We start from the raw sequence: 12,045 nt of genomic DNA on the forward strand, positions 1-12,045 counted from the left end.
GGGGGGCAAATTGCATGGGGAGGTAGATAAGATGGCACGTGTATTAGTAGTCATTACTCCAGCTGAAGGACATGTGAATCCGTCGTTAGGATTAGTTACTCAGTTGACGAACAATGGTGAGGAAGTCATCTATGTATGCACGGAGGAGTATCGTTCCCGAATTGAACAAACCGGTGCCCAGATACTTACCTATCCATTTCCACAAGATGCCTTCTCTCATGATCCGGTGTTGAAGCCTCAGGAGTACAAGCATTCTTATCAGTTCATTCATATGATGATAAGCGGAATCATTCGGAGGATTATCCCCAATGTGCTGCGATTAATAGAGAATCAAAAGTTTGACTATATAATATTTGATTCCCTGATGGGATGGGGAGGGACTATTCTTTCAGAAAAACTGGGCATTCCCGCGGTGTGTTCAATTGCCTCCTTTGCTTTTATAGAGCCTCTTGGGTCTGGATCAGACCTTAATGAGACGGAGACGAAGGAGCTTTATGAGACTACGATGAAGATAGCAACTGAGTTATCCGAAGAGTTTCAAGTGAGTATTCCAGCCATGGAAGAGATTCCGGCACATGCAGGTCAGTTAAAGCTCGTGTACACTAGCCGTTATTTTCAGCCGCAGGCAGAAAAGCTGGATGATCGTTTTATTTTCACTGGTCCTTCGATCATAACACGTCAAGATGCTCCGGTCTTCTCGTTCGAGCCGCTTCGCGAACGCTACCCTCAAACCGTGTACATTGCCATGGGTACGATTTTAAATAAGAACTTGGATTTCTATCAGCTTTGTTTTGAAGCATTAGGTGACCTACCCGTGAATGTTGTTCTATCTTCAGGGAAATACACGGATATGGAGCCGCTGACGGAACAAATTCCTCCTAATTTTATCGTCAAGCCATATATTGCACAGTTGGAAATGCTGCAGCATACAGATGTTTTTATTACACATGCTGGAATGAACAGCACGAGTGAGGCGCTATATTACAACGTTCCGATGGTGATGATCCCATTAACGTCAGATCAGCCTCTTGTTGCAGATCGGGTACAGGAGTTGGGCGCGGGTATTACTTTGAATAAACATAACCTCAGTGCAACTAATTTGAGAGAGGCGTTAATAGAAGTCTTACACAATTCACTTTATAAACGGCAGGCTTACCTCATCGGCGAATCTTTACGCCAGGCTGGAGGCTACAAGCGGGCCGCCGAAATGATCATGAGTCATATGGGTTCAGCCCGAGGAAGTTACACAATTTAGTGGTGTTCCATTCAAAGTCGCTTACAAAGCGGCTTTTTTTGTTTTTAGGAACCAAGTTGTTGTCCAAAGCCAAGGACAATAACTTGGGAGCAATGTCTGGACCGAAAAGCGGCAACATACTGGTTGTATGGCGCAAAGTGGTGCTATTGATGAGTGAAGCTTCCTTACTGGTTTCTCATACGATATTCGGAAGGAGTTTGGCCAGTTACGGATTTGAAAATACGACTGAAATAGTGATGATCAATATAACCAACTTGAACAGCTATATCCTTTAATTTCAGAGTATCATTTTGTTGAATGAGTTGTTTTGCTTTTTCAATACGCTTATTGGTCAAATATTCCACAAACGTTGTCTGACCATATTGACGAAACATGGACCAAACGCTGGTTCTTGAAGCTTCAAATTTTTCGCAAATATCATTCAAAGTAAGTGGCTCTGATAGGTTGGTTGTGATGTAATCTATAACTTTTTGGTAATACAATGATGAATCGTCGTTAACGTTTTCGACTTCGGCTGTGTTAGGAAATAAAGGAGATAGCATCTGGCTAAAGGCTTCTCTTGCCTCTTCAAATCGATTGGCGAATACGATAATTTCTTCGATCTGCTTGTTTAAGCGGTGCAGCGTAAAGCTTGTCCATGACGGTACATATTTGGCAACACTAAAGAGAATATATTTCAAACTTCGTTCAACAATATGGTTGTTGCACATCTCGTGGTTCCATTCCTCAAAAAGCTTCTGGAGCTCTACCCCAAAGGCCTGAGCTTTTTTACTCGCAGCCAAGTTAATTAGATATTGAAGTCTATCCTCCCTTTCTTTCCATGCAGGAGGAGCAGCAATAGGAAGGAGGGAAGAATGAAGCTGGTAACCTATGATTTTTCTTAGGTCCAGTTGCTGATATAAGCTCTCTATAGCACTAGTTAGACAGTCAATTCCCACGGGATCTGGTGTGTAAAGGAAGGACATAAGTTCAGGTTTTTTTACCATATTCAAAAATAATGGCGTAGGCTCAACTGAAGAACAGAAGGAATCTTCTTTAGTTAACCCAACAAATACGAGATAATCCCATTTATTTGTTGAGACGACCCATATGTGATTCTCTGGATTTGGAATCATATATTCATGTGTTCTCATCAAAGCAATTATAAAATGCTCATGTGAATTCGGAGATGATTTTTGCCAGCGTATGTGATCGTCAGGGTTTGAAATATCAAGGACTTTTTGCAGCCATATTGAGATTTCCTCTCTTTTGCGAGCCTCATGCTTTCTATAGAGATTATGCAGCAACAGATTCATTGCCTTTTCGTCAATTGGTTTTAGTAAGTATTCCATCACTTGTGCTCTAATGGCTTCTCGTGCGTAGTCAAAAGAAGGGTAGCCACTGACAATAATAACAGGGAGGTCTGGCCAATTATTCTGTATGGTCTGCGCTAATTCCAATCCATCTATGGACGACATTCTAATGTCTGTAAACACAACATCGGGACGAGTAGATTGAATGTGGAGTAAAGCTTGCTCACCGCTATAAGATTCAGCGATTTCTACTAAAGGTTTACCATTTTCCAACCTGAATTTCTCTATGATTCGCTTTAATTCATCTATGAAAAACGGTTCATCATCGACAACCAAGATACGCATGAATACCTCACCTTTCTTTGCAATCGAGTTTCCCTGAAACTAAGACAAAAGCGCCATTTTCCCTACCATTACCAACAATGAAGTTAAGTTCTTCTTTATACAACAGTTTAAGTCTAATATATGTGCTAATTAGACCCATTCCTCCGATAGTTAGGGGATCAATGGCTTGGCCCATTCCTATTTTTTCACTGTTTTCGTTCATTTGTTGGTAAATATTGGCTAACTTATCCGTTTGGAATCCTTGACCATTATCTTTAATTAGTAGCTCCCATCGGTCTTCAAATATATTGATGTGTACATGAATGATAAGAGTTGGATTTCCTGTAAAACCGTATTTGATGCAGTTTTCAACTAGAGGTTGTATGGTTAATTTGGGAATCTTAATCCTTTGAACTTCTTTAGGAACATCAATGGTATACGTAAGACGATGCAAATATCTAGTTTTGATCAAATGTAAGTAGTCACTTACAAATTTTATTTCTTCGCCCATGTCAACTACTTTATTTGCGGTTGAAATAGGGTATTGCAGAAATTGGGCCAATTTCCCCGAAATTTCAGAAATCTGATCATTCCGCTCTCTATCAGCCAATGCTTTAATAACTCCAAGCATATTAAATAGGAAATGAGGATTAATTTGCGCTTGCAGAACCTCGAAATGCGAGCGCAGTTGCATTGTTCGAAACTGCACAGCTTCTTCCAAAGAGATCTGCAGTCTTTCGTTCATTCTCCGGAAAGAACGGTTAAGCATGTCAATAGCATCCTCTTTCCATTTATTCTCAATGTTAGGGCTGCGCTCATCCAGCGATATGGAGTCAATTGCTTTTCTAAGCTTAATCAAAGGAGCAGTCAATGTTCTGGATAAGATGTAGAAAACGGCTGCTGATAAGAGAATTAATAGCGCGACTGCTAAAAAAGTAACATTCCGGAAAAGCTTTAGAGATGCCAACATCTCGTTCTTAGGAATGAGATACATGACAGTGAGCGGAGTATAGGTTGAACGTATGGCAACCGCATAGGAGCTCTCTTTACCGTTACTATTAAGATATGAGTTGAAGTAGTTAGTGTCTTTCATTTGGGAACGTACCGTTTGAACAAGCTCTGCAACATTCGAACGTTCATCAGAAAACGGGAAGATGATCGTTTGGTCAGAAAATAAAACGATGCTTACCTTGGAAAGCGGCTTCTTTCCCTGATAAGCCACTTGCAACAAATCTTCAACCGTGAATTGTACTTCTAGAAAGCCAATTTCACGGTCGGCGACACGTAGTTGTCGAGAGAAAGAAATCACAGGCTGCGTTCCTCTTTCGTTGGAAGAGATCCATGGATCATGATCAAACATGCGAACAACAGTGGCGCCTTTAGCCTGGCGAACGACACTTAAGTCCATCTCGTTTAATAATTGCGGGGCTGTTATCGTGTAATCTTTATTGGAGTACAAGTTACCGCTAACGTTATAAATACTCACCCGATGCACCTGCTGGTGAATTTCTGTCAGTAAAGAGAGGCTGTTATAAATGGATTTACTGGCATTAAGTTGTTCAAAGTCAATGCCAGTAGAGGTTAAAGCATCTAATCGCCGTACAACGGAATTATCAGTGTTATCTAAATAAAGCTGGGATGTGATATTAGCGAATTCATGGAACCATGTATCGACTTGGGAGGAGGAGGTTTCCACTTTCTGCTCGACATTGCCCGAGATATTATCTTCAATATTTCCTTTCAAATACAAATACATAGGGACCCCGATAACGGTAGCGAAAAATAGTATGGTGATTAAATATGTAATGAACAATCGAAATTGGAATGTTTTGTAAGAAAACAATATGATACCTCCTTCCTAAAAGGTATTTCAAGCTTACTTGAAATAAAGTAAGGGCGCAACATAATTATCAAGTTAGAAGCACAATGAATAATAATCCACTTCGTCTTGAACAAATCTCCATTTATCATTAAAGTGAAATCGTATACAGTACAAATGTAAGCACATACAACCGAGGAGGAACAAAGATGAGGGGTATATTTTCTGTAAAGTCTACAGGGAAAATGACAGCTATTTTGGCAGCTGCATTAATAGTAACAACGGCATGTGGAAACGGTGGTAGTTCTTCTTCGCCAACATCTACAGTGGGTGTTGATGCAAGTCCACAAGCAGGGGCAACGGCTGAACCAACCAAAAATATATCACTTAAAGTTTTAATGCATGCCTCTTGGTATCAAGCGGGGATGGAAGCCGTCGTAAAGGATGCAGCAACTAAGGGATTTGATTTGCAAATTGAGAAGGTTGCAGAAGGAGAGCAAGGGGATAACCTGATAAAAACTCGTTTCGCGACACAAGATAAGCCAGACATTTTGATGTATTATACGGGTCAAGCCCAAATTTCACAGCTTGGTGATCCAGCAGATAACTTTGTTTTGCAGGATGGACAAGAATGGATGAAGAACTTTGATGCAAAAGCATGGACAGGCGCCATGGATGTTGATGGAAAATTTTACGGGGGGCCTTATCAAGGGATCAATGCAGGTGTCGTGCTTTACAATAAAAAATTGTTTCAAAGCTTAAATTTGCAAGTGCCTACGACGTACGATGATTTGTTGAAAGTAAGCGATACCATTCTCAAAGCAGGGAAAACGCCGGTCTATTTTGCAGGAAAAGATGCTTGGACCTTGCAATTACCTGCGTTTCAAGCGGTGGCTACGCCAGAATATTTGGGAATCGTAAAAGGCATTAATGATAACACGGCTAAATTCGGTGATTTGGAAAATTTTAAAAATGGTTTAAAACAAATGGATGATTTGAAATCCAAAGGTTATATCAATGAAACCTTCCTCTCCGATACTTATGACAATGCACAAAAAGCGCTCGCGACGGGAGAAGTTGGTATGTTTTATATGGCTACTTGGGTAATGTCTGATATTGCAAAAAAATTCCCGGATCAAGTAAACGATATCGGTGCTTTCATGATGCCGATGGAAGATGGAAAATCCCACTTAGCTCTATTCAACCCTAATTCGATTTATATTGTAAAAGGTGAAAATCAGGATGCAGCGCAAAAATTCATGAACTATTTCGAATCCATTGAGACGCAAAATATTTTCTTCAGTAATGAAGGAGGTATTCCTGCGATTAAAGGTGTAACGGAGACGAAGCTCACACCTGCGGAATTAGATTCCAAAACGCTTGTTGATGAAGGTAAGGGAGTAGTTAACTTTGGAACAGGGTTTAAATATTCGTATGGGAGTCCCGATTCATACATTCAAGACTTTATGGCTGGTGGGAAAACAATAGACCAAGTTATGGATGCGATGCAGAAGGAATTCGTGAAGAATGCGAAAGCCAAAGATGATCCAAAGTTTCAATAATTAAATTTAATAGAGAATGTAGAGACTGCGCGCAGCTCTCATTCTCTATTCATAGAGGGGTATCATATGCAAACACTGATTAAAAGAAATTACTCCTACGGCATGCTTCTTCCCGGGCTATTGCTATTTGTCATTTTTTTTGTTCTTCCCTCAATTGCTAGCTTTTATTATGCATTTACGAACTGGAGCGGCGTTGGAAATTTCCATTGGATTGGATGGGATAATTTCAGAAGCTTAATGGATAGCGATGATGCCTCGATAGCGTTTCGCAATACTTTTTTGTTTACGTTCCTCACAACGATTGTCAAAGTTGTGCTCGGTTTGGCGCTTGCCCTATTTGTAAATCAAAAATTAAAGACAGCGGTTTATCTTCGATCTATGCTTTTCTTTCCAGCCATTCTCAGCAGCATTGCTGTTGCTCTTGCATTTACAGCCATTTATCATCCAGAGCAAGGGATAATAAATCAAGCGCTAAGGTTTGTTCATTTGGAAAGTTGGACCCAAAATTGGATTACGGATCGGCAACTTGTTATGTATTCCGTATCATTCGTAGAAATTTGGAAGTGGACGGGCTTCCATATGGTTTTATTTCTAGCAGGTTTACAAACGATCTCGCACGATATGTATGAATCATCAACCATTGACGGAGCCAATAAATGGAAACAGCTTCGATATATCACACTGCCGCTTCTACGATCAGTCATTAATGCTAATATCATGTTTTGTATTATTGGTGGCCTGAAGGTATTTGATATTGTGTATGGACTTACCGGAGGTGGGCCAGGCAATGCCTCTGCTGTCCTTAACACCGTCATCTTCAAAAACTTTGCGCAAGGACGATATGGAGAAGCTACAGCTGCCAACGTCATCCTCTTCTTAATCATTGTTTTTATTGTGCTTGTACTGAATAAATTATTAGGAAACCGAGAAGAAGAGGGGTAAGATCATGTCCGTGTCGGTTAAACGTTATTCGATGGAAATCATAGCTGTTCTTATAAGCATGTTTGTAGCCATTCCTTCTTTACTAATCTTACTGAATTCATTTAAGAATCAGCAGGAAGCAGCGGATTTAAGTCTCTCAATCCCACAAGTTTGGGCTATATGGGATAATTATTCAACGGTATTTCGTGAAGCCCATATTATAAAAGCCTTCGGTAATACGATTCTAGTTACAGGAGTAAGTGTGGTAGGAATCATTATGGCATGCTCTCTCACTGCTTATGTTATTCAACGTCGGAATGATGCCTTTTGCCGGTTTTTACGTTCTCTATTGTTGATCGGTATGATACTGCCCATTTCGATCATTACTACGTATATGCTTTTAAAATCATTGAACATGAGCGGCAATTATGTGGGGATTATTTTGTTATACATCGCAACGAGCTTCGCCTTTACAACTTATTTGTATATTGGATTTTTCACAGGTATTCCGCGAGAAATCGACGAGGCGGCCAGTATGGATGGGACTGAAGGACTTCGCTTGTACATAAAAGTGATTTTTCCTTTACTGAAACCGATTAATGCCACCGTCTTCATTTTATCCTTTATGACCATATGGAATGATTTTAATTTATCGTTATATTTCTTGAATAGCCCCAGCCGTTTTACTCTCAGTTTGACTGTTTTTTTCTTCTTCGGTCAGCATTCAGCAGACTGGAATTTAGTATTTGCGGACATAATGATCATTTCTTTGCCAGTTATTACGGTTTACTTGTTAATGCAGAAGCATATTGTATCAGGAATGACGGCTGGAGCGATTAAGGGATAGAGTCTAGGCTGTAATAAGGAAACTTATTATAGCCTCCTGTTTCTCTGCTTTACACGAAAGAGCGGGCGCGGCGTTTAATTAAACAGTCCGCGTGGATAATAACAACTAAAATGATTGCGCTTACATGATGGTGAAGCTTGAAAAAGCAGGAATAGCTACGTAAACATGCGAGAGGAGGTGAGTTGAGTATTAGTCAATGAAAAAAAGAAGGATGTTAGATTAGAACCTGACGGGGAGTGAAAGACAATGACAAACGTGAAGATGACAAAAGCTGTTGCAATGTTGCTTATTGCCTTAATGACATTTACGATGGCATGGGTTGGTGCGCCATTAAAGGTCAGTGCAAACAATAACACGTATTATGTCGATTCGGTAAACGGAGACGACAGCTTAAACGGTACAAGCACTTCAACTGCATGGCAAAGCTTGAGCAAGGTGAACAGTACAACATTCCAACCGGGGGACAAGATTCTGTTCAAAGCGGGAGGTGCCTGGATCGGCCAGTTGGCACCCAAAGGATCAGGAGCAAGCGGCAATCCGATTATCATTGATATGTACGGAACCGGAGCGAAACCCCTAATCGACGGAAATGGCCGCTATGGTGATCTCAACAATAATGGTGCAGCCGTCTTGCTTTACAATCAAGATTACTGGGAAGTCAACAATTTGCAGGTTACAAACAAAGCAAATGATGAGCAACCCAGATTCGGCATACTTGTCAGATGGCACGACTACGGAACAGGACAGCATGTTTATATCAAGAATTGTGATATTTTTGATATTAGTGGAAAGTATACCGTCGACACAGGACATACAGGATATAGGTTCCAAGGGGACGGTATAATGTTCGTGTCCACTGGGACAGCATCGACTGGGGTTCAGACCAACTACAACGACATCCTCATTGAAGGGAATACATTAAAAAATATTTACCGCACAGGGATTTCCATTTGGAGTCAATGGGCGGATCGTTCGGGCGGACCTACCTACTATGGAGCCATTGGATTCCATAATACTGTGGGAGCTTACAAGGCATCAACCAATGTCGTAATCAGAAGTAATTCACTGGATACGCTAGCTGGTGACGGGATTTTGATCAACACTACAAACAATGCGTTGGTCGAAAATAATATCGTGAAGGACGCCAACAAGTTTTGCAACCCGGCGACCGACCCTAATGCGGGAATTTGGCCTCATAACAGCGATAATACGATTATCCAGTATAATGAGGCTTATAATACAAGAAACGCGTCGGATGGACAGGGCTTTGATGTAGATTACAATTGTACCAATGCAATCATACAATACAATTATTCACACGACAATGAAGGCGGATTTTTACTGCTGATGGAAAGCGCACACGCTCCGATCATTCGTTACAATATCAGTCAAAACGATAAAACAGCCCTTTTGGATTATAGAGCTTCTTCCTCCTTATTCAATAATAACACTTTCTATTTGTCGGCAGGTCTTTGGAGACAAAGCGGCGGGCCGAATAATGCAGCTACCTTTATCAATAACATTTTCTATGCGCCATCTTCACTGAACATTTCCTCCTGGGGCAGCGCCAATTATATGGCTAACAGCTATTACAACTTGAGCTCGACTCCGAATGACAGCTACAAAGTGACAGCTGACCCACTAATGGTCTCTCCGGGTAACGGTACCATTGGGATGACAACGCCGACAGGATATAAATTGCAGGCAGGCTCACCGCTTATTAATAAAGGGGTTTCCATTACAGAGCATGCGGATAAGGATTACTGGGGCAATACTTTAGACACGGTTCAAGATATTGGCGCATCCGATACACTGACGTCCGGAGGAACAGCACCCGCTACGTATATACCTGGACAGTCCCCCAATTTGGCAATTGGAAGTACAGTAAGTGCCTCTTCATCCATGGAAGATTGGGGTTGGTTAAAGAAAGCGGTTGTTGACGGGAATCGAAGCAGTGTCAGCGGCGCAATGGGTTATGCGAGTGCTTGGGGTCAAACTGCCAATCATACGGAATGGCTGGAGCTGAATATGGGCACTTCTAAAACGTTTAACTCGGTTACATTATTCCCTCAAAGCGGAACAGCAGGATCAGGCTTTCCAATCGACTTTAAAATTCAAGTTTGGAACGGCTCGACCTGGTTGGATCGAGTGGTCAAGACAGGATATTCAATAAACAATGATGCCGGACAAGTTTTTAGTTGGGGCTTTGCTGATACGACAGATAGGATCAGAATCTATGCTACAAGTTTGCAAAACCTGAGTAGCGACGGATATATGATGAAATTGGCTGAAGTGGAAGTAAGGAATGCACTAACGAACATTGCTACCAATGCTAGCGTACAAGCCTCCTCCTCCATCGAGAATTATGGATGGTTCAAGACAGCGGTAGTTGACGGAAAAAGAACCAGCTCAAGTGGAGCAATGGGTTATTCAAGCTCACTTGGACAAACTATGAATCATACGGAATGGCTAGAGTTGACATTTCCAACCGCGAAAATGTTCAATACTGTAACTTTGTTCCCTAGATCGGATTCGACATCCGCATTTCCAATCGACTTTAAGATTCAGGTGTGGAATGGTTCCGCGTGGTTGGATCGGGTCACTAAAACCGGTTATTCGTTGAATCAAACTGCAGGACAATTATTTACTTGGGGGTATTCAGATACAACCAATAAAATAAGAATTTCAGCAAGCAATTTACCTCAATTAGGCTCTGATGGTTATATGCTGCAATTGGCTGAGGTGGAAGTTACACAGGATTAATTCGATAATAACTAGCTGGCACCCAACTGTATATTTTGGGTGTCCATCTAGTTATATTCATGGGAGAGATCTCAGATGACACAAAGCATACGAAAAAAAAGCAATAAATGGAGATTAGCAATACTAGCTTCATTTATATGTTTATGTATATGTTTATGTATTACTCTTACATTAACATTCTTTAATGAGAACTTAACGAAGGAAGGCTTGAACGATGCAAATGTGATTGCCTGGGTTAATGATGAGCCTATTACAATTGGAGAATTCAATTTGTACTTCCAACGGCATAAATCTGCAACGATATCTTTTATAATGAATAAATATAATGTTGAGGTGTCGAAAGATTTCTGGACGAAAACATATGGAGCAGGTGATATTCCCATTATATTGGCCAAAAATGCAACCTTGGATGAGTTAAAAAAAATAAAATACGAGCAAATCATGATGAAGCAATATGGTGTAGTGAAGGATACCAGCTACCGCAATTTTATGTTGGAATTTCAAAATGAAAATAAAAGAAGAAAAGAATTGCGCGATAATGGTGGGATCGTTTATGGTCCCGAGCAGTATTCTGTTGGTATATATTATGAATATCTTCAAAGCAATCGATTAACGAAATTGAAACAGATGCTGGAGAAAGAGCCTTTAAACGATGGAGCGTTAATGAAAATGTATGATGAATTAAAAGACACGGATCGAATGCTAAAGGGGCCTGAAACGGTAAAAGTGAAGAAACTTGTGATTCCCTATGGACCTCAATTAACTAAACAGGAGGCGGAAGTTCAAATAAAAGAAGCAAAAAAAATGATTGATAAAGGGACAGACTTTGACGAAGTAATTCGTCAGTTTGAAAAATTTAGTAAATCGGAAGATAACGAGGAGATTTTTGATGAGAGTGTTCAGCAGAGTGAGGGACGTTTGGGAGGACCTTATTCCAGAGTAATTAGCAAGCTAGAGGTAAATGAAGTGAGTGCGATCGTGGACTGGAATCAATCCTTTACTCTGTACAAAGTTACAGACCAAATCGAGGGTAAATACAAGTCGATCCAGGATGTCAAAGATTATCTGACTTCCAAATTAGTAGACGAAAGATTCGATCAATTGGTTGCGAGCGGAACTGAGCAATCCAAACTATCTATCAATTCAATCGTGTACGATCATATTTTGGTTGATTGAACCTATGAGTATAAAGAAATGAGTAATGGTCTAATAAAAATCCCCCCACCTCTTAAATATTAGTCATGATGAAGGAGATTGACGAG

At 40.6% G+C, this 12,045-nt stretch carries 8 protein-coding genes; 6 read left to right on the forward strand and 2 right to left on the reverse strand.

Going from position 1 to position 12,045, the window contains the following annotated elements:
- Nucleotides 1–31: 31 nt before the first annotated feature.
- On the forward strand, nt 32–1,255 hold the full coding sequence (locus V5J77_RS13255) for a macrolide family glycosyltransferase (protein WP_338551320.1): 1,224 nt from the start codon (nt 32–34) through the stop codon (nt 1,253–1,255).
- Between the two features lie 164 nt (nt 1,256–1,419).
- Here V5J77_RS13255 and V5J77_RS13260 read toward each other — a convergent pair whose 3' ends face one another.
- Together V5J77_RS13260 and V5J77_RS13265 are read right to left on the reverse strand one after the other, a co-directional pair.
- On the reverse strand, nt 1,420–2,892 hold the full coding sequence (locus V5J77_RS13260; protein ID WP_338551321.1) for a response regulator: 1,473 nt from the start codon (nt 2,890–2,892) through the stop codon (nt 1,420–1,422).
- A 7-nt stretch (nt 2,893–2,899) separates the two neighbouring features.
- Nucleotides 2,900–4,714, reverse strand: coding sequence for a histidine kinase (locus V5J77_RS13265; protein ID WP_338551322.1), 1,815 nt, complete (start codon nt 4,712–4,714; stop codon nt 2,900–2,902).
- Nucleotides 4,715–4,899: 185 nt separating this feature from the next.
- On the opposite strand from V5J77_RS13265, the gene V5J77_RS13270 reads away from it, so the two are divergent.
- The 5 genes from V5J77_RS13270 to V5J77_RS13290 all read left to right on the forward strand — a co-directional run bounded on the left by V5J77_RS13270 (nt 4,900) and on the right by V5J77_RS13290 (nt 11,959).
- On the forward strand, nt 4,900–6,252 hold the full coding sequence (locus V5J77_RS13270; protein WP_338551323.1) for an ABC transporter substrate-binding protein: 1,353 nt from the start codon (nt 4,900–4,902) through the stop codon (nt 6,250–6,252).
- Between the two features lie 66 nt (nt 6,253–6,318).
- Nucleotides 6,319–7,194 (forward strand): sugar ABC transporter permease, encoded by an 876-nt coding sequence (locus V5J77_RS13275; RefSeq protein ID WP_338551324.1) that lies wholly within the window; start codon nt 6,319–6,321, stop codon nt 7,192–7,194.
- Between the two features lie 4 nt (nt 7,195–7,198).
- Nucleotides 7,199–8,020, forward strand: a complete 822-nt coding sequence (locus V5J77_RS13280; RefSeq protein ID WP_338551325.1) for a carbohydrate ABC transporter permease — start codon at nt 7,199–7,201, stop codon at nt 8,018–8,020.
- A gap of 246 nt (nt 8,021–8,266) precedes the next feature.
- On the forward strand, nt 8,267–10,783 hold the full coding sequence (locus V5J77_RS13285; RefSeq protein ID WP_338551326.1) for a discoidin domain-containing protein: 2,517 nt from the start codon (nt 8,267–8,269) through the stop codon (nt 10,781–10,783).
- Between the two features lie 75 nt (nt 10,784–10,858).
- The gene (locus V5J77_RS13290; RefSeq protein WP_338551327.1) at nt 10,859–11,959 is read left to right on the forward strand and encodes a hypothetical protein; all 1,101 of its coding nucleotides are present in this window, start codon (nt 10,859–10,861) and stop codon (nt 11,957–11,959) included.
- Nucleotides 11,960–12,045 lie beyond the last annotated feature (86 nt).

Source organism: Paenibacillus sp. KS-LC4 (assembly GCF_036894955.1).
In the GTDB taxonomy this organism is placed as follows: domain Bacteria; phylum Bacillota; class Bacilli; order Paenibacillales; family Paenibacillaceae; genus Pristimantibacillus.

Bases quoted from the DNA above. Each gene is read 5' to 3' on its own strand.
- V5J77_RS13270 (WP_338551323.1), top strand. From the start codon at position 4,900: ATGAGGGGTATATTTTCTGTAAAGTCTACAGGGAAAATGACAGCTATT.
- V5J77_RS13260 (WP_338551321.1), bottom strand. From the start codon at position 2,892: ATGCGTATCTTGGTTGTCGATGATGAACCGTTTTTCATAGATGAATTA.
- V5J77_RS13280 (WP_338551325.1), top strand. From the start codon at position 7,199: ATGTCCGTGTCGGTTAAACGTTATTCGATGGAAATCATAGCTGTTCTT.
- V5J77_RS13255 (WP_338551320.1), top strand. From the start codon at position 32: ATGGCACGTGTATTAGTAGTCATTACTCCAGCTGAAGGACATGTGAAT.
- V5J77_RS13290 (WP_338551327.1), top strand. From the start codon at position 10,859: ATGACACAAAGCATACGAAAAAAAAGCAATAAATGGAGATTAGCAATA.
- V5J77_RS13285 (WP_338551326.1), top strand. From the start codon at position 8,267: ATGACAAACGTGAAGATGACAAAAGCTGTTGCAATGTTGCTTATTGCC.
- V5J77_RS13275 (WP_338551324.1), top strand. From the start codon at position 6,319: ATGCAAACACTGATTAAAAGAAATTACTCCTACGGCATGCTTCTTCCC.